The sequence below is a fragment of the Leptothoe sp. EHU-05/26/07-4 genome, from assembly GCF_043421015.1.
GTDB lineage: Bacteria > Cyanobacteriota > Cyanobacteriia > Phormidesmidales > Phormidesmidaceae > Leptothoe > Leptothoe turfae.
In genome coordinates, this window is record NZ_JAXSQV010000004.1 from 1 (window position 1) to 17,391 (window position 17,391).

Genomic DNA, 17,391 nt, shown 5'->3' on the forward strand with positions numbered 1-17,391 from the left:
TCGTTTGCTCGAAACAAGTTGAAAAACTTGGGGATGAGCAGCAAGAGTGAACGCTACGAGCGTACCTTGACAACTAGATAACCGTGTAGGTGAGAGTTAGTATCCTAGAATGCTCAAGTCCTACCCCCAAAGTGCATGGGTGACAGCGTATTCCCCACCTAGCGACTGGCTATCAACGGGTGAAGCGGGAATAAAAGGCGGTAACCAGGGAGCCTCACCTGGAATCCCGTTGAGCATGAACATATGGAGAGCGAAAGCGAAGGTGTGTCTGAGTCATCGTTAATTAGAACCAGCCGCTGAGGCCAACCGGCTGGGGCCAAAAAGGCAAAGGATATGGGGCTGACCTGCAGGCCATGGATCAGTAAGCACTCCCGATAAACCCGGTGGATAGCATCCTCCTAAACGTTCAAACCAACGGTTATCTGGAACGAAGTAACCTGCTATGAGACTCTCAGGTGATGGTCGATAGCCTGAGTAGGGGCCACCTACATGTCCATCGCAGGCAGGATTGTCTAAGAAGCAAAGGCCCCGCTTAATCGCAGGGATACGCTGACGTAGACACGATGATGTAAAAGATAGAGCTGTTAGTCGTGGTGAACATGTCATGAACCCGTCGTTTCAGACGAGGTATGAATGGAAAACACTGCCTTGGCGAAAGCTAGAACGGCAGGTTTTTAAGCTGCAAACCCGAATCTATCGAGCCTCTCGCCGTGGTGATGTCAAGGCAGTCCACAGATTACAAAGACTCCTACTGAGATCCTGGGCCGCCCGATGTCTAGCGGTCCGTCGGGTCACTCAAGATAACCAAGGCAAGCGAACAGCCGGTGTTGATGGCATAGCGTCATTAAACCCACTGCAACGCATGTTCTTGGTCAAGACGATGAACCTCACGGATAAGGCGCAACCAACTCGTCGGGTATGGATACCCAAACCTGGCAAGAACGAGAAACGCCCGCTCGGCATTCCTGTTATGGCTGATAGAGCCCGACAGGCACTGCTAAAGCTCTCCCTGGAACCCGAATGGGAAGCCAGGTTCGAGCCTAACAGTTATGGTTTCCGGCCAGGACGCTCGGCCCATGATGCCATCGAAGCCATTTTTAACTGCATCCGCGTTAAACCCAAGTTTGCGTTAGATGCCGATATCTCGAAATGCTTTGACCGCATCAGTCATTCTGCACTGCTGACAACCCTCAATGCCCCGCCGACCATTTACCGTCTGGTAAACGCATGGCTCAAAGGGGGTGTGATGGAATCAGGTCAATGGTTTCCAACGGATGCGGGGACACCACAAGGGGGCGTTATCTCTCCCTTGCTGGCAAATATCGCACTCCACGGAATGGAAACCCAAATCCAGCAGGTGAACCCTCAGGCTCGTCTGATTCGTTATGCTGATGACTTGGTCATTTTGCATGAACAGCTTGAGGTCATTCAAGCCTGTCAGCAGGCCATTGCTCAATGGCTAGCCGAACGGGGATTAGCCTTACATCCTAGTAAAACCCGGTGTACCCATACCTTATATGAGCATCAGGGCAATGTGGGCTTTGACTTTCTGGGATTCACGGTTCGACAATATCGAGTTGGGAAGAACCAATCAAAGTCTCATCAAGGATTCAAAACGCTGATTACTCCCAGTCGGCAAAATCTCAAACGCCACCTGAAGCAAGTCAGGTCTATCATTCATACTCATCAAGCATCTCCACAAGAGGTGCTCATTCGGACACTCAATCCGATAATTCGAGGATGGACAAACTACTACGCTACTGGCGTCAGTAAAAAGACCTTTCAAACCGCTCAACGGCAGACGTTTTTGAAGCTATGGCGATGGGCTATTCGACGACACCCCAATAAGGGTAAACGTTGGATAATGCACAAATATTGGCACCAGTCTAAATTCTCGACCCGAAACAATCAGAGCTTTCATCTGATCAATCACCACGATATTCCGATAAAACGGCACATCAAGGTGAAAGCGGATAGAAGCCCGTTTGACGGAGACTGGGTGTACTGGAGTCAACGACTTGGTACACATCCTGCATTGCCGATACGAGTAGCTACACTACTCAAACGACAATCAGGTAAATGTTGCTTCTGTGGATTGTACTTTAAAGCTGAAGACCGGATGGAAGTAGATCATATTCTTCCTAAGTCACAAGGGGGGAATGGATGTTACGACAATCTACAACTTCTGCATCGACATTGTCATGACAGCAAAACGGCTATCGATTTGAAGAGGTCTGCCTTGTCAGGGCATTGCATTGTTGAGGAGCCGGATGAAGGGAAACTTTCACGTCCGGTTTTGGTGCGACGTGAAAGTCGTGCGTTCAGCGCCACTGGCGCATTTTGATTAGGAAGCCGTCTTCCCCAGGGGAGCCTTCCTCCCTGTCCCTACGTAAAAGAGTCACTGACTCCGCTTACGCCAGGAGTAAGTAATGAAACTAGCGGAAAGCAAAGCACGAAAGCTCACGATATTGGCAGCCCAAGTTGATATGGAGAGCAAAGGGAAGACTGAAACGGGTTAACGCAAGTGAATCATCATAAGTCTCGTGAGGCGTGAAAGGTGAAATCAGGCTGATACACCTTAACCAAACTGGTAAGTGGGTAGGCAATGAGTCTCAGAACGCTCAAAGCGAAAGGACAATAATCCCACCGGGGTATAGATGGAACCTAATTCAGTCGCAGATCAAACGCACGGAACACGGTAAGCCCTATAGGTTCTCTGGCAAAGGTCGATAACCAGAGTAGGTCAACCGCAAGGACGACACAACTACCTAGAGGGTAAGGGAAATTGGAAAAAGCGAACGCTCCTGGTAATGCGGGAGATACGGGTTCAAAAATTTGCCCGATACCGAAAAGGTAGCTGACTTCCAACAGGTCTTCAACGATAAATCAACGTGAAGAAATCTAACCAACGTGAAAGATAGAGTCAAAATAGACATCGGAACGGTGGGCCGTCTTCAAGTATGGGCTTCCATCAACTGGAAACGCGTCAAGAAGAAGGTACGAAATCTAAGGCAGCGAATTTATCGTGCGACTCAGGAACATCAATGGAATCGGGTGAGAAGCCTGATGAAGTTGATGCTCCGCAGTTACTCTAACCTGCTGCTAGCAGTGCGACGGGTGACCCAGCAAAACCGAGGAAAGAAGACGGCTGGCATTGATGGCCAAGTTGCCCTGACTCCTCAAGCCAGGGTCAATTTGGTTAATGAGATGCAGGCTTACTGCTTATGGAAAGTTCACCCTGCTCGAAGGGTTTATATTCCCAAGGATAATGGGAAAAACCGTCGTCCATTAAGCATCCCCACACTCAAAAATCGAGTCGCACAAGCAATTGTTAAAAATGCACTAGAACCGAGCTGGGAAGCTCGATTTGAGGCACATAGTTACGGTTTTCGCCCTGGCCGCAGTTGTCAAGATGCCATTAAACAATGTCATTCTCGATTGAGGAAAGGCGTGGATACTTGGGCTTTAGACGCCGATATAAAAGGTGCATTTAACAATATCAGTCACGATTATATCCTCAATGCCATCGGGCTAATTCCTGGCAGAGGACTCATTAAACAATGGCTGAAAGCAGGCTATATTGAAGCAGAGGTGTTTTACCCGACAGAAAGCGGAACCGCGCAAGGTGGAATCATTTCACCTGTACTCGCAAATATTGCACTGGATGGAATAGAAGAACTTTTATCTCAATTCAAAAAGGTAAAAGAATATCGAAGTTTCAACCAGAAAACAGGGAGATATCAAACCAAACGCGTATGGAGCAATAAGTATGGATTTATTCGCTATGCGGATGACATTATTGTGACTGCGCCTTCTAAGGAGGACATTGAAGCGGTCAAACCCATCTTAGAGGATTGGCTAAAACAAAGGGGCCTGACATTCAATCGAGAAAAGACGAAAATTGTTCATATCGAACAGGGTATCGACTTCCTCGGATTTACTGTCAGACAATTCAAAGGCAAATGCCTGATCACCCCAGCCAAACAAAAGGTGAAAGATTTCCTCCAGCGCATCAGAGACTGGCTCAGAGCCAATCCCTCGCACAAGCCGGAAGTTGTCATCGGACATCTCAACCCAATTCTCAGAGGATGGGCCAATTACTACAGACATGTTAACAGTGCAAAGGTCTTCTCTTCCCTCGACCATTACATCTGGAAAGCCCTCTTCCAATGGTGCAAGAGGCGGCATCCCAGAAAAGGGAAGCGATGGGTTGTGGATCAATATTTCAAAGTGTTTCGGGAAAAGAAATGGTACTTTACGGCCTCGGCCACAAGCCGAGACGGTCGAGCCATTCACTACTCCCTGACTCACTTGGCAACCATTCCCATCGAACGCCATGTCAAGGTTACTGGCAAGGCATCACCAGATGACCCAACGCTCAGAACATACTGGCAACAGCGTCAAACCCGGCAAGGTAAAATTTACTGGGCCAAAGGCTCGAAGTACTACCAAGTAGCTGAGAACCAAAATTGGCAATGTCCAGCCTGTGAAGAGCACCTGTTTAACGGAGAGCAACTGCATACCCACCATGTAATTAAGGTGGCAGACGGAGGGACAGACCGGGTTGAAAACCTACTCCACCTTCACAAAGTGTGTCATCAGCACCTACACATGGAGACAACCTTCTGAGTTGCAGAAGGCTTGAGCCGGATGGCATGTAAGTGCCACGTCCGGTTCTAAGGGGAGGGAGATGAGGCGACTTACTCTCCCTTACCCGACAAGACGAGCCGTTGAGGCGACTCAGCGGCTTAGTCTAACAAAGTAGCTAACTGTCACACAGGTCAACGCCCCATTCCTTCGTTGGGGGCTATGAGTGAAACGGGCGTAACTACGTTGACTAGTTGCATCCTCCCGCAAACCTTCTGAATATGATTGATTCATACTTACTGAGATACGAAAGTAGAAAGACGAGATTAGAAGTAGAACTTGATAGTAATTTTCAACCTGCCCAAAGAAAGCTGTTGCAAGCACAGCATCATCTTATTGTTGAATTTATTACTATCTTAAAATCACTTCAGGATTAACTAGATTCCAAACAGACTTAAGCACCTATTTCTCTGGTTAGTTTTAGATATGACAGAATCCCGTTTTGAAATACATGAATCTGTTGCTAACTACTTGGTTGTATACACTGCAGTTTCAGACTTTATATTCGACGAGTACGCTGATGCTCATGGGTATTGGATAGTTTGTTCAACTCCAGACAAGAGTCAATTAACCCCAAACAGACTTAAGCTCCGCTTCACCTCTCACACTGCCCGTATAGTGCCTCAAAATAGTCTCCTCACTATTGCCAGTGATGGAGGCTATTTCGCTTATAGACCAGCCTTGGTCGATTGCCTGAGAGATAAAACTGTGTCTCGTATTGTACGGCTTGCGGTAGGGCACATTGGCGGCGGCCAGCGCCGGTGTCCAATGTCGCTTTCTAAAATTATGGTCATCGATGGGGTTACCCTTGGGACTGGTAAACACTAAATCATCGTCGCGAGCCGTGGCTGATCGCCTGGCTCGGAACATAGCGACCAGGTCGGGCGATAGTTTAAATGCTCTGCTCCGATTGGTCTTAGTCGGCTTCCGTTCACCCCGTCCCCACGATTCACCAATCCAGACGCGATCGCAATTTTCCGATAGGTGCTTCCACCTCAAACCGGCAGCTTCACCCGTCCGGCAACCAACACCCATCAGGAATTTAACGAAGTCCAAGTAATGGGCATGGTTAGCTTTAAACTCGTCGAGGATGCGGCCATATTCATCTTGAGTAAAGGGTCTGGGGCGTTGCTTCGGAGGCACCTTCACCCTGACATTGACCCATGGGTTTTCGGCTACCAGCTTCTTGCCGATCGCCCAGCTCCAGCAACTGCGAATCATGCCGATACGTTCCTTCGCTGTTGAAGGGGCCAGGCGTTTCACCAGCCAATCACGGAAGTCTAAAGCATGGTCCTCAATAACCCGCTCCGCCTGGCGGCTACCAAAGTAAGTTTCAAGTTGCGATCGCAACCCAAGATACTTATCTAGTGAGCGTTTTGTCACCTGTCGACGTTTCCAGTCAACGAACTTCTGATAGAGCTCAACGACTGTCAGGCTATCGACCGACTCATATCTGTACTTGACCAAAGATTTATCAAATTGACCAGACAGGATGTCTGCTCTAATGATGGCCCCCTTTAGCCTCTGCCAAGCTGCGGTTTGCCGGTGTATTGAGCAAGCCCACCACCATGGTGTAACGCTTTCCCTGGTGGTTCCACCGCAGTCGAAGCCACCCTTTATCTACATGTAGTGCGATTTGCCCCTTACGGGCTTTCTTTTGCTTAGGCTCAGTCACCAGTTTTCGTCGACCAACTATCGACCAGTTTATGGCGTATTGTGACGTGACAATGACGCTTTCAGGCGTCACCGTCGACCAATTGATACTTGACGAACCCTGGCTTTAAAAACACAAAAACCGCTGATATCAGCGGTTTTCATTAATCGGAGCGGCGGGATTTGAACCCACGACCCCTACTACCCCAAGGCCATATTCGATAGAGCTATAACCCTTGGTATGAAAAGCCTACACAGGACAATGAAAAATTATCATACCCAAATCGTACCTATTTTGGACCAAAATTGCCCCAGTTAAGTTTACAGGTCTTGGTTAGTTTTTAGGCGATGATGGCTCCTACTTATGTGTAGTAGGGGTCATCATCGCTGTCGTATGATGGCGGCGGCTGTATGGTAGCGGCTATAGAATAGATATACCTATTCGATGCTCGACAGTCAGCGGATGGCTACGATTCAAATTGAATCAGGGCTCAGTCCTGGAGGTAAGTCCTATGCCTACTGAAGCCAAATCTAGGATGACTTTTGAAGACTATCTGGCCTATGACGATGGGACGGATAGCCGTTACGAGTGGATTGATGGAGTACTGGTTGAAATGCCAACGGAATCTGAACTGAATGCATGGATTTCGTTTGCGCTCCAGCTCTATTTCATTAATTCAGGTCTGATTAAGCCTCGGCTCACCCATCGCTATAGTTGTGAGCTGGAGGTCCCTGTCCTTAAGCCAAAGCAGGCTCGTAATCGGTTTCCTGATCTAATCATTCTGCGACCGGAGCATATTGAGCTGACCCAGAAACGGTTGACGATTCGTTTGGATATGCCTCCGCCTGTGTTGGTTGTGGAGGTGGTTAGTCCAGGGAAAGTTAATCGAGATCGCGACTACGAGGAAAAGCGTGATCAGTATGAGGCGCGGGAGATCCCAGAATACTGGCTGATTGACCCGGAGCAGGAAGTCGTGATGGTGCTGACTTTACAGGATGGTTCGTATCAGGAAGCTAGTTTTAGTGGTAGCGATCTCATTGTTTCTTCTACATTCCCAGATTTCGATCTGACTGCTGAGCAGATTTTGAACCCACCTGAGTAGGTCATCAGTGACTTGGGACTTTTTTACAGGGATATCAAGAATTGCTTTCATATTCCGTCAGCGAAGCCACTGTCGGTATTTGCGATGTCTTTAGCCGAGTATATTAATTAGGGAACATTCGTATTAGTCTCGATTTGGCGATCGTTGCCATGGCGGAGCAGCCATTATTTAGGTGAAGCCGCTAAGGTGTTTTGTAGTCGATATATAAGATGTAGTGTAAATTTCAGGTAGATTTAGCTCCAGGTTTATGACCTTTACCTATGACCAGGTAGATATCCGCAACGTGGCAACTTATACAGTTGCTGATGCAGCTCGCTACCTAACGATTCCAAGAAGGACGCTAGGGTCATGGCTACATGGACGGTCATATCCTACAGCTGGTGGCACGAAGTATTTTGAACCGTTGCTCTCCTTGCCAGATCCTGATAGTCCACAGCTTTCGTTTACTAACCTGGTGGAAGCTCATGTTTTAAGGGTGATTCGTCAGGATCATAAAGTACGTCTGGATAAAGTACGTACTGCTCTGGATTATGTGGAGCAAAAGTTTGGGTTACCTCATCCCCTGGCCCGTGTTCAATTTCAGACTGATGGTGTGGATCTGTTTGTTGAGTCGGTCGGTAAGTTGATTAATGCTTCCAGGGATGGGCAACTGGCGATGCAAAAGACCCTACAGCATTTGCTGGAGCGGATTGAGTGGGATGAAGAAGGGTTGGCACAGCGACTATTTCCGTTGATCCAGGTACAGAAAGCTGATGCGCCTCGGGTGTTGGTTATTGATCCGCGTATTTCGTTTGGTCGGCCTGTGGTGATCAATACAGGCATTCCTGCTGATGTGATTATTGACCGCTTCAGGGCTGGGGAGGATATGGAGTCTCTGGCGGATGATTATGGATTTAGCCGTCAGCAACTGGAGGAAGTGCTGCGCTACGAATTGACGTTGTCTAAGGCGGCGTGAGTAAAAAGAAGAAGCCGGTTTTCTTTGTTGATCGGGCTTTGGGTAGAAGGGCCGTTGCGGAAGCTCTGCGTAAGGCTGGGGCAACTGTGGAAATCCATGACGATCATTTTCCTCCCGAGGCTTTGGATGTTGAATGGCTACCCGTCGTTGGGAAACGTGGATGGCTTATTTTGACCAAAGATGATGCCATTGGTCGTAGGGTGTTGGAGCAAATGGCAGTAGCGGCTTCTGGTGCACGAGTTTTTGTGCTTTACTCGGCTAATTTGACGGGGCCAGAAATGGCAGACATTTTTGTGGCGGCATTATCTAGCATGCAACGTTTTTCCCAGGGTAATTCTCAGCCCTTCATTGCCAAGGTTTATAAGCGAGGACTTGTTCGGGGATGGCAATCAAGAACTCAATTACTGAAGTTGCTGAAACCTCGCTAGAGTTTGAGAAGAAAGTTGTAACTATGAAGAAAAGCGTGATTCAGTATGAGTCGCGTGAGATCCCTGAATACTGCCTGATCGCTCCGGAACAGTCAGTTGTAATGGTGCTGACTTTAAAGGATGGTTCGTAGGAGAGAGCCAATCCAAATCTGGCTACAGGTAGTAAGTTAAAAATAATGAATATTCTTAACTTTTGCCCGTAAAGCTTATGTCTGCTTGCAGATCTACAATATTTTTCTTGTTTTTCATACTATTAATACGTTTAATTTAGAATAGCTGTTGATTTAATAGATAGAGGGTAATCAGTTGAGCTGATCTCAGCCCTACTGCGTGTAGTGCATTGAATCTATTAAACCCTGAATATATAGCGGGTTGAATTCTAGTAATAGGGGTGTGAGATTGTCTCATCTCTTATTAGATTGTTTTCTCGAAGTTAGTCAGGTGGAGTTAGAACTGAGCCATGGTTTAGTTTTTGTCGCCTGGAAAAAAGATTGAGCTCCTGAGACCAAATAACAGTTCAGACAACAAAGTTGTTAGACGGCAACAAAAGATGACGGAAACAATTAGTTTGCCGTAACGAGTAATGATATTAATTCGATTCTATAAATTGTTGTTTCTCGTGCTCAAATATTGTCAATTGTCATTGTCCGGGTTTGACAGGCTAATAAGAGTGCTTTTCCCTTCTTTGGACAATTCCACTTTTCCCTGATTTTCAAGCTGTTGCACTAGTTCCCCAACTTCCTCTGCATTAAAGCGTTGAGCTAGCGCATTTCGCTGAATCTCTCGCTGTGTGGCTTGTCCACCTTGCTCAGCTAGATAATTGACAATCGTTGACAATGGGTCGTCAGCCTTTTCAGAGGCTCCCTTTTGATGTACAGCTGCCAATCCCCAGGGCCTTGCAGGTTCTACCGAATCGACATATTTGTCAGAGAACCGATCGATCAGCGTCTGGTTTACATGTAATGCCTGCAACCGCTCTGTTTCCGTTGTTGCGAGAAAGCAATCCCCCTTTCCCAGAAGGTTTACGGCTGATCCGTCGTCATTGCCGAAAATCATGCGACTGTCTGCGTCTGTTTTTGTACGCAACGCGATCCTTCCTGGGAGGTTGGAGCGGATTAGTGGAGTGAGGACTGACGCTTCAGGTCTCTGGGTGGCCACGATGAGGTGGATACCGGTGGAGCGGGATTTCTGGGCAATCCGTACCATGGCTGTTTCTAACCGTTTGCTAGTAGGTAGTTCCGATTCTTCCTTCGAGACCTTGGCAGGTAGCACGCACATGCAATCTGCCAGCTCATCAAATACGGCGAGCAAGCGTGGCATGGGTTTAGCCGGATGCTTCTGGTTGTACACATCGATATCTTTGCAGCGGGCAGCGGCCAGCACCCGATCGCGATGGTCCATTACCTGACACAGATGTTCCAGGGCATAGACTGCCTCAATGGCTTCTGACACTACTGGTCCATAAAGCCAGGGAATATTCTGAAAGTCAGGAAACTCAGAGCGTTTGATGCTGATCAGTAGCACTTTGGCCAGGGCCGGAGAATAGCGCCAGAACAGACTGTAGAGCATGGCTCGAATGACGCCGGATTTGCCGCCGCCTGTGGTGCCGCCCACGAGCAAATGACAACTGTTGGCATCGGAGATGTCCACTTCTCGCAGGGTGCCATCTAGACCGACGCCTAAGGCCAGGGTGATTTTTGAGGGGGGCGACGATCGCAACTCTGACTGCACATAATCCTCAAACAGGACAAACTGCCGATCCGGACGCGGTACGTCCAGGGCCACACAGCCTGATTGGGCGGAAATGATCGGTACGGTGTCTAATCCTAGATGGACTTTCAGGTCAGTGACCAGAGCTGAGATGGCTGATACCTTTACTCCCAAGCGTGGCTTGAGTTGGTGTCGGGTGAAGGTTGGTCCTGGTACCTCCTCCAGATAATCCACCTGTACCCGAAAGGCCTTGAGTACCGAGACGATTTGGCCGCCCATGCCTACGGATAAAGGTTTTGCTTGGACACTATCAGGTTCAGTTCCTTGATTGGGTTCATAGGCAGGCAAATTGAACGCCTCCTCTGTCATTAGGACATTCCAGCCGGTTTCAAATTCCTGGCGATTCCTGACCACTCCCAAGGCCATTGCCACCTGGATCAGGTCACGCCAGATTTGCTGCCCAGAGACACCTTGAAATTCGTGGGGATATTCTTGGGTGTACTGGTTAGCGATCGCACAAAACTGCTTGAATCGTTGGAACTGTACGGGGGACATGGTGACTTCCTCTAAACATGGCAAAGGGCGACTACCCGGAAGCAGTCGCCTGATAATGGGGGTAGGGGCTGACCTATACCAGTGAGCCGGTGATTAGCCAGTGCAGGCCGACTGCGCCAAAGGCCCCCAGGGCAAAGCGGGTACACCAGGCGACTTTGCCATTGCCATCGCGAAAGAGATCGTTAAAGATCCACCAGGCGGTGGCCACCAGGGGCACCAGTAAGCCGGTCTTCCACATGGGGAAATAGTTGAGATTCTCTAGCAGGAGAGCAACCCAAAGGGTAAAGCTGGCCGTGGTTAGGGGCTTGGGATTAGGCCATTCGGAACAGAATTTGAGTAAAGTTGCAACAGCAACAGTCCAGCCGAAAAACACCAGATGGTCCATCCCTGGTACCAGGCGTGGGGCCAGGAAAAGGCCCGCAGTGGCAAGGAGACCGGCAAAGCCTACTGCTGCCAGTAGTTCATCCCCAGAGGATTTGCCCAGGCTGAAGTTTTTGATGCCCGGCATCGGGGTTGAGGTTCCGGCACCTTGGACCGGCGGTTGCATGGTGGAGATTAGTCGCTTTAGTTCGTTAAAACTCATGGTGTTAGTCCCCCTCAGTGATAAGACCAATACACAGCACTGTGAGCACAGCGAAGAAAATGGCTAGAAACCCATTGGTGGAATCTCCCCCAGCTGTCGCCTCAACCTTGTTATCTACGGTCAGGTTGATGGTGGGTATCAGTGGCGGGGGCGGTGGCATGTTGAATTGTTGCTGGGCCAGCTGACTCAGGAGATCTTGCTGGGCCTGTTGTTGAGCCAACAGCATCTGTTGCAGTGTTGCCATGTGGTGGTTCATCTGCTGTGCCTGCTGTTGCTGCAGTCCCTGGAACTGGCTGATCAGGGCGCAGAGTTCCTGTTCTCGATGTTGGGCCAGCCCCTGGCAAATATCGGCCACCATCTGAGCGGTTTGATAGGGTTGAGGGATGAGATTAAACACGTCATAGAACAGCTGTTGCCGTTCGGTGTCGAGCTGTGTGGGGTGGATGATATCACCCGCTAGCACAGGCATGGTATTGGGACGTCTTACTAAATGTGTCATGGTTCATGTCGGGGGATTGGGGAAAGGATCTGCAGGGATAGAAGAGAGTTTGAGGTTTGTGGGTTTACGGATTTGTTAACCGCTGGGGGATCTCGCCAGCTCGGTGGAGCGGATCAGGTCTGGGGACAGGCGATAAGTTGGCGGCAATTACAACAAGGAGTAACAAGATTGCGCCCAGTGCAAATTTCATTGTTGGTAACCTCCCTGGGGTGGATGGTATGGAGATTCAGGAACCCATCGAGGTGGGAAATAAGAGAGATATCAGGACCAGAGGGGAGCTAGATGGGTGCCTGGATCCCTTGGAGGGGTGGACTGTTCTGAAAGGGTGACGGGCTGGGCAGTCGGTGTTGGGGCCACATCAGCCATGGTGTCAGCGCTGGGCTCCAGCTCTCAGGTGGCCTTCAGGTGTCGTCCGTAGCGGGTTAAGAGCACTCCCACCACTTCGGTCAGGCTGCCCAGCCGAGTGTTTTCTTTCAGGTCATTGGCAATGGTGAGATGCTCTTCCCGCAGGACAATCCGTGCTTGTGCCATGGTCTAGTCCTCCAGCAGTCCATAGAGGCTGATGAGTTGAGGGCTAGGCTGCTCAGGAATCTTGAATCGTCCATTGCTGGTCTCGGCCAGGGCCGTGGCCAGGGTAGCCGATCCACCCACAATTAGAACTTCGCCAATCTCAGCAGCCTGCTTGACCCAGGTTTCTCGCAGAGTGGCCTGGATATCTGCCAGCCAATCCTGACGGCAGCGCTCGAACAGTCCGGCAAAGCTCTGGCGTGGACCAATGGTGAAGGTAGCGGTGGCAATGGCATCCATAATTAGCCCCAAATCGGGACTGTATTCGGAGCGAGCCTTGAGGGCAGCGGCAATCTTATTGGCCAGGTCAAAGGTACCGGGCAGTTTCACATCAGCGGCCCGGTCAATCAGACCATTGGGCAGAATCACGCGCGCCAGTGCCGTCCCACCGCCAAGATCGAGCACGGCGTTTTTGCGGTGATAGCTAAACAGGCCTTGATTCCAGGCATAACGCCAGGCGCTGAGGCATTCATCGACCACCTCTACTCGGTTGATTTTGGCGGCAATTTCAACACCATTGCGTTTGAACTGGTGCAATCCCTGCAGGGCGGTTAACCGTTTTACGGCCTGCTGATCGCGGGTATCGGGGGTGGTGACGACCAGGGTATCAATCAGAATGTGGGTGCGATCTTCCGTTGGCTCCAGGGCGACAAGAAATAGCTTTTGGGCCAGGTTGGCTTTACTGTGCTGATAGGTAGGCTTACCCTTCAATTCTTGGGCAACCTGACCGACCACGTAGCGGACGCCGTTGGATTCGATAATCACGGTGTTCGAGTCTGGCAGGGCATCTTCCCAATCTTCCAGGGGTTTGATGTAGGAGGGAATGCAACGGGGCTGATGGTCTGGGCTAACCCCTTTGATGAAGCGGTTACCTCCATCAAAGGCAAAACGGCGATAGGTGAGGACGCTATTAGGCGTTTGGGTGACGGGTTGCGTGCTGGTTTCGGCACGCTCAATGGCAAGTTTCATAAAGGTCAGTGCCTCCTTGAAGTGATGTGCGGTCAGGCTTGATGGCTGATTAGAAGGGCAAGTCCTGATTAGAAGGGCAAGTACGAAATGCGGATCGTTTTGACGTACCTGCATCTAGTTACATCATATTTACATCTAATAAGATACGCAATAGGTGTAATGAAATACGAGTCGCGTCTAAAGCGATGTAAGGGGATAGACTGATGTACGAGTTGATGCAAGGGCAAAGCGTGAGCAAGCGGATTAACGTAACCCTGCCGGATGCAGTGGCTGAGCTACTAGAGAAATGGGCCGACCATGAAGGACGACCCACAGCAAATTTGGCAGCTTACATTATTGAGACGGCAGTGCGGGAGGCGGAAGGGCAAGGCAAGTTTCCTGTTGGTAAGGATGAGGGGCACTAACTAAGAAACAGGAAAAGGTAGTGGTGTTTTTTAGAGACTCGTTAAGTTTCTAAAGGGTAACAACTTAAGCCGGGAAAAGTTCTGCGTGTAACGGTTGTATCTGATGTGCTTTATATGACCGTCTAGGCATTGGCAGCTCATCAATCGTACTGAGAATCCATTCAAATAGGTCCGGAAAAGGCTGTCTAAAGAGTCGTTGTGCGGCGGTGGTGCCATCGGGTCGTTTCAGGTCGAAATTGTGAATAATGGTAAGCACCTTCAACGACTGATGAGAAAAGCCTCGGTTGACATGATGGCGCTGCGACAAATAGCCATTGCGCCCTTCGACAGCAGAGGAGGTGCGTTGATACTTTGCACACATCCACTGACACCACTGCACCCAGTGTTGGTGTTGAGGGGCATCCATCTGTAGGGTCATCGTCTGGGCCATGAGCTGATCATAGGCATCGCTAGCGGCCTGTTGATAGCGAGATTTGAGGTGAGGCTGTCGAGTTTTATCAGCTTGTTGTAACCAGTAGACCCAGGGCAACAAGGCTGTCAGTACCCAATTTTGGAGGTCAACCTCCTGAGTTTCAGTGGCTAAGGCCTGGATCACCCACTGCCACCAGGCATGAATCCCCGTGGCAAAATGGGGGATCTGAGCTTGAAAGGTGGCAATCGCTTTTTGAGCCGTATCGCCCCCATAGAGACAAGTCAACTTGCTCAAGGTGCTCAAGGGAACGGTCAGTTGTGTGGTTAAGCCGTCGAAGAATTGCCATTGGGCCGTGTCGAGCGTGAAGGGATGGACCGCTTGGCTAATGTCTGCCAAGGCCTGATGGTAAATGTGTTGATCTTGTTCAAGCTGTTGGTGTTGGTGAGAGAGGGACTCTAGCTGCGAAGACAAGACCTGTTGCTTGGCCTTGTCTGTTGTTTGGCCTAATTGGTGGTGAAGGGTGTCTACTTGTTTTTCAAGCTGAGCGAGTTGACGTCCCAGAGCACTGCCGATAGGACGTCCGAGCGCCCGCATCGCATGGAATAGATCCGCCACACTGGCTGTTCCCAGACCGCAGAGCGCTAGTTTGACCAAGGCACGAGCTCCATCACTGACCATAAAGTGACACTGCCATTGGGTCTGATGCCACCAGGTCTCAGTCTGTTTGAGCCAAGTGTCATAACGGCGGTTCTCACATTCCACTTCTGTAAAAATGAACCCACTGGCTAACTCCACCAGCACCAGAATCGGCAGGCCAAAAAAGGTTTCATCCCCTCCGAGACAGATGCCAGGTTTGTTGACCGGTTGGCACTGCTCGGCTTGCGCCGTTTCGTAGGCCATTATGGCCTCATAGAGACGGTGTTTGAGTTGACGTAGCGCACTCGCAGAACTCCCCACATGGGTATCGAGGTGAACGGCTCTGAAGAACTCCGATAGGCTCTCGGCTCCTACCCCGTGCTTAATGCCAAAGTGATAGATCACCCCCACCACCAGACGTAATAGCCAGGCAGTCCCAGCCGCAGTTTCCCACAAACCTGATTCCGGATGCTGGTTGCGACGTGCAATGGCCTGATGATGACGATGCACACTACTTTTGCTGATGCCAAGGGTGGTTGCTATCGACTCTATCCCTTGCTTTGCATTCGTTTTGATACAATCGGCGACTTTTTGACTGCGCTCTCGTATAGTAAGAGACATCGTTCCCAACTTTACTTTGCATGGGTACGATACATGGCTCTGAGCATTGCTGCAGAGCTCTTTTTCTGGTCTTTGACTGAGGTGTTTATTTATACACACCTGAAAGCTGTATTTATTTCCCGCCTTAAAGAGTTACCCCTTTTAGAACATCGAGAATAAAGTTTTTATAGAGCTGAACCGCCCCTATAGCTTATACTTCGCAAGTTTGGATGCGAGAGGAAAGACACAGTACTACTAATTTTACGTATGATCCTCTGCCCGAAAAGATATGTCTCGGGAGGTGCCCTTTAGGAGAGGAAATATCATACTTGATAGATGACCATTCCTGATTCCACCTCAGTTTGTGTGAGGGGATGTAATCAACGGTCTCCGTCCATTGAGAGAAGAGGCAATTAACAAATTACGCATCCAGTCGTCATGATATCGGAAGCCATTGAGTTTCTCAAAGGGACACAAACAGCCTCCATTTTGCTGCTGAGTTTTACGACAGAATGGATGAAAGTTCCACAGCATCGCCATGGAGCGAACGGATAACTCAGCAGCCTCCCAAGCCCCATGAAAATCTTGCATGGCATAGAGTGCCCGGTCGAGATAGTTCATGGGGCGATCCACCTGATTACTGGTGCGAGAGGCATTAGGAAAGTCGAAGGCTCTCTGGAAAAATAGAGATTTTTCTCTGAGTCGTTGTAACCGGTCATGGATGGCGTCGGGAAGCTCCACCGATTGTGTCCATTCGAGAAAACGACGCAATCGCTGAGCAAATTGACGTTTGCTGGTGGCGTGATAGATATGCCAAAGCTTGTCGGTTAAGCAGGTGCGTAACTCAGGCTTAGAGCGACACCAATCACGCACTTTAATCACCTCATGTAGAAAGCATAGAATCCAGGTGATGCCAGGAAATAGGGTTTCCCAGGCTCGACGAGTCGCGTCCCATCCATCGGTGGTGACTGTCTCAGGTCGATAGTCAGGGGCATGGTCGCTCATCTCTTGCTCAAAGTCCCCATACGCCGCTTGCAAGTCCTCGTATCCAGCCGTTGGGCTCAGACCACTGCCCACAATACACCCCTTAGCCGCTGTCACCACCCAATAGATACGCTCTCCTTGATGGCTACCATGCTTTTCATCGGCCACTAGATGGGGGGGAGCGACTCTTCTGTTTTCAACGTTGTTCCGACAATGGATGCTCGGCCAAGAGATTGACACAACCGATACCAATGCATCTCCGAGCGGCCCAATACGTAAGCAATCCCATCATAAGAGAGGCCATGCTTTCTCAAATACATTGCTTTGCCTGCTAGCTCAGACGTTTCACTCATATAAGGCGTGACGAAATCGGGATGCAGTTGATAGGCTGTTTTTTGTTTGGGAAGATATATACGACGTGTTTTCAGGTGCTGACGAGCTGAGGTCACCCACCCATGAAACCGATATCCCTCCTCAATTCCCTCGGGGAACAGCTCCGGATAGCTGGCTATTTGCTCGTTCAGGTACTCTCGGTAGGCCTCACGGTCCTCAACCAACTGGTCATAATCAATGCTATCGGCGATGGGCAGGCAGATCGTTTTATCCCCTGCTGTCCCTCGTTGCTTGCGTTTGGCCATCATACTTGGCCTCCAAACTCGATGACCTTATGATATCCAAACAAACTT

19 protein-coding genes are annotated in these 17,391 nt (G+C 49.7%); 6 read left to right on the plus strand and 13 right to left on the minus strand.

The genetic code is table 11. The annotated features are described in order from the left end of the window. Positions 1-120 precede the first annotated feature (120 nt). Positions 121-243, minus strand: a complete 123-nt coding sequence (locus tag U2F10_RS13005) for a hypothetical protein (protein ID WP_499870316.1) — start codon at positions 241-243, stop codon at positions 121-123. 36 nt (positions 244-279) lie between these two features. Beyond that, positions 280-606 (minus strand): hypothetical protein, encoded by a 327-nt coding sequence (locus U2F10_RS13010; RefSeq protein WP_499870315.1) that lies wholly within the window; start codon positions 604-606, stop codon positions 280-282. Between U2F10_RS13010 and ltrA (U2F10_RS13015) the strand changes: the two genes are divergently transcribed. Together ltrA (U2F10_RS13015) and ltrA (U2F10_RS13020) are read left to right on the plus strand one after the other, a co-directional pair. After that, on the plus strand, positions 605-2,344 hold the full coding sequence (gene ltrA / locus U2F10_RS13015) for a group II intron reverse transcriptase/maturase (protein WP_499870313.1): 1,740 nt from the start codon (positions 605-607) through the stop codon (positions 2,342-2,344). The two genes, U2F10_RS13010 and ltrA (U2F10_RS13015), sit on opposite strands and share 2 nt — an antisense overlap. 566 nt (positions 2,345-2,910) lie before the next feature. Further along, the gene (ltrA, locus tag U2F10_RS13020; RefSeq protein ID WP_499870311.1) at positions 2,911-4,629 is read left to right on the plus strand and encodes a group II intron reverse transcriptase/maturase; all 1,719 of its coding nucleotides are present in this window, start codon (positions 2,911-2,913) and stop codon (positions 4,627-4,629) included. 585 nt (positions 4,630-5,214) lie between these two features. Here the strand turns inward: ltrA (U2F10_RS13020) and U2F10_RS13025 are convergent. Both U2F10_RS13025 and U2F10_RS13030 read right to left on the minus strand, forming a co-directional pair. Continuing rightward, complete coding sequence (locus U2F10_RS13025) at positions 5,215-6,114, minus strand: site-specific integrase (RefSeq protein WP_499872364.1); 900 nt, start codon at positions 6,112-6,114, stop codon at positions 5,215-5,217. Between the two features lie 34 nt (positions 6,115-6,148). Beyond that, entirely contained in the window at positions 6,149-6,394 is a 246-nt protein-coding gene (locus tag U2F10_RS13030; protein ID WP_499872366.1) for a hypothetical protein, read from the minus strand. 418 nt (positions 6,395-6,812) lie between these two features. Between U2F10_RS13030 and U2F10_RS13035 the strand changes: the two genes are divergently transcribed. The 3 genes from U2F10_RS13035 to U2F10_RS13045 all read left to right on the plus strand — a co-directional run bounded on the left by U2F10_RS13035 (position 6,813) and on the right by U2F10_RS13045 (position 8,786). Further along, positions 6,813-7,403 carry a Uma2 family endonuclease gene (locus U2F10_RS13035; RefSeq protein ID WP_499872368.1) on the plus strand — a complete coding sequence of 197 codons (591 nt, stop codon included), beginning with the start codon at positions 6,813-6,815 and terminating at the stop codon, positions 7,401-7,403. A gap of 247 nt (positions 7,404-7,650) precedes the next feature. Beyond that, positions 7,651-8,358 (plus strand): DUF433 domain-containing protein, encoded by a 708-nt coding sequence (locus U2F10_RS13040; protein WP_499872370.1) that lies wholly within the window; start codon positions 7,651-7,653, stop codon positions 8,356-8,358. Beyond that, positions 8,355-8,786, plus strand: coding sequence for a PIN-like domain-containing protein (locus U2F10_RS13045; protein WP_499872372.1), 432 nt, complete (start codon positions 8,355-8,357; stop codon positions 8,784-8,786). The genes U2F10_RS13040 and U2F10_RS13045 overlap by 4 nt, the downstream gene beginning before the upstream one ends. Before the next feature lie 633 nt (positions 8,787-9,419). Here the strand turns inward: U2F10_RS13045 and U2F10_RS13050 are convergent. From U2F10_RS13050 to U2F10_RS13075, 6 genes are all read right to left on the minus strand, one after another. After that, positions 9,420-11,051 (minus strand): DNA translocase FtsK, encoded by a 1,632-nt coding sequence (locus tag U2F10_RS13050; RefSeq protein ID WP_499872373.1) that lies wholly within the window; start codon positions 11,049-11,051, stop codon positions 9,420-9,422. 73 nt (positions 11,052-11,124) lie between these two features. Then, on the minus strand, positions 11,125-11,634 hold the full coding sequence (locus U2F10_RS13055) for a hypothetical protein (RefSeq protein ID WP_006515979.1): 510 nt from the start codon (positions 11,632-11,634) through the stop codon (positions 11,125-11,127). Between the two features lie 4 nt (positions 11,635-11,638). After that, positions 11,639-12,133 (minus strand): hypothetical protein, encoded by a 495-nt coding sequence (locus U2F10_RS13060; protein ID WP_499872374.1) that lies wholly within the window; start codon positions 12,131-12,133, stop codon positions 11,639-11,641. A gap of 64 nt (positions 12,134-12,197) precedes the next feature. Next, positions 12,198-12,323, minus strand: coding sequence for a hypothetical protein (locus tag U2F10_RS13065; RefSeq protein ID WP_499872375.1), 126 nt, complete (start codon positions 12,321-12,323; stop codon positions 12,198-12,200). 200 nt (positions 12,324-12,523) lie between these two features. Further along, entirely contained in the window at positions 12,524-12,664 is a 141-nt protein-coding gene (locus U2F10_RS13070) for a hypothetical protein (RefSeq protein ID WP_499872376.1), read from the minus strand. A 3-nt stretch (positions 12,665-12,667) separates the two neighbouring features. After that, complete coding sequence (locus U2F10_RS13075) at positions 12,668-13,669, minus strand: ParM/StbA family protein (RefSeq protein WP_499872378.1); 1,002 nt, start codon at positions 13,667-13,669, stop codon at positions 12,668-12,670. Positions 13,670-13,872: 203 nt separating this feature from the next. Here U2F10_RS13075 and U2F10_RS13080 point away from each other — a divergent pair, with 203 nt between their 5' ends. After that, positions 13,873-14,073, plus strand: a complete 201-nt coding sequence (locus U2F10_RS13080) for a ribbon-helix-helix domain-containing protein (RefSeq protein WP_499872380.1) — start codon at positions 13,873-13,875, stop codon at positions 14,071-14,073. Positions 14,074-14,137: 64 nt separating this feature from the next. Here the strand turns inward: U2F10_RS13080 and U2F10_RS13085 are convergent, their stop codons facing one another. The 3 genes from U2F10_RS13085 to U2F10_RS13095 form a co-directional block, all read right to left on the minus strand. Then, the gene (locus U2F10_RS13085; RefSeq protein WP_499872382.1) at positions 14,138-15,742 is read right to left on the minus strand and encodes a DUF6399 domain-containing protein; all 1,605 of its coding nucleotides are present in this window, start codon (positions 15,740-15,742) and stop codon (positions 14,138-14,140) included. Between the two features lie 336 nt (positions 15,743-16,078). Further along, positions 16,079-16,873, minus strand: a complete 795-nt coding sequence (locus tag U2F10_RS13090; RefSeq protein WP_499872383.1) for a hypothetical protein — start codon at positions 16,871-16,873, stop codon at positions 16,079-16,081. Continuing rightward, entirely contained in the window at positions 16,873-17,346 is a 474-nt protein-coding gene (locus U2F10_RS13095; RefSeq protein WP_499872385.1) for a hypothetical protein, read from the minus strand. Before U2F10_RS13095 ends, U2F10_RS13090 begins: the two co-directional genes overlap by 1 nt. Positions 17,347-17,391: the final 45 nt, after the last annotated feature.

What these genes read in the sequence shown, in the direction of transcription:
- U2F10_RS13005 (WP_499870316.1), bottom strand. Translation starts at nt 243, where the DNA reads ATGTTCATGCTCAACGGGATTCCAGGTGAGGCTCCCTGGTTACCGCCT.
- ltrA (WP_499870313.1), top strand. Translation starts at nt 605, where the DNA reads ATGAACCCGTCGTTTCAGACGAGGTATGAATGGAAAACACTGCCTTGG.
- U2F10_RS13010 (WP_499870315.1), bottom strand. Translation starts at nt 606, where the DNA reads ATGACATGTTCACCACGACTAACAGCTCTATCTTTTACATCATCGTGT.
- U2F10_RS13035 (WP_499872368.1), top strand. Translation starts at nt 6,813, where the DNA reads ATGCCTACTGAAGCCAAATCTAGGATGACTTTTGAAGACTATCTGGCC.
- U2F10_RS13040 (WP_499872370.1), top strand. Translation starts at nt 7,651, where the DNA reads ATGACCTTTACCTATGACCAGGTAGATATCCGCAACGTGGCAACTTAT.
- U2F10_RS13050 (WP_499872373.1), bottom strand. Translation starts at nt 11,051, where the DNA reads ATGTCCCCCGTACAGTTCCAACGATTCAAGCAGTTTTGTGCGATCGCT.
- U2F10_RS13055 (WP_006515979.1), bottom strand. Translation starts at nt 11,634, where the DNA reads ATGAGTTTTAACGAACTAAAGCGACTAATCTCCACCATGCAACCGCCG.
- U2F10_RS13060 (WP_499872374.1), bottom strand. Translation starts at nt 12,133, where the DNA reads ATGACACATTTAGTAAGACGTCCCAATACCATGCCTGTGCTAGCGGGT.
- U2F10_RS13065 (WP_499872375.1), bottom strand. Translation starts at nt 12,323, where the DNA reads ATGAAATTTGCACTGGGCGCAATCTTGTTACTCCTTGTTGTAATTGCC.
- U2F10_RS13070 (WP_499872376.1), bottom strand. Translation starts at nt 12,664, where the DNA reads ATGGCACAAGCACGGATTGTCCTGCGGGAAGAGCATCTCACCATTGCC.
- U2F10_RS13075 (WP_499872378.1), bottom strand. Translation starts at nt 13,669, where the DNA reads ATGAAACTTGCCATTGAGCGTGCCGAAACCAGCACGCAACCCGTCACC.
- U2F10_RS13080 (WP_499872380.1), top strand. Translation starts at nt 13,873, where the DNA reads ATGTACGAGTTGATGCAAGGGCAAAGCGTGAGCAAGCGGATTAACGTA.
- U2F10_RS13085 (WP_499872382.1), bottom strand. Translation starts at nt 15,742, where the DNA reads ATGTCTCTTACTATACGAGAGCGCAGTCAAAAAGTCGCCGATTGTATC.
- U2F10_RS13095 (WP_499872385.1), bottom strand. Translation starts at nt 17,346, where the DNA reads ATGATGGCCAAACGCAAGCAACGAGGGACAGCAGGGGATAAAACGATC.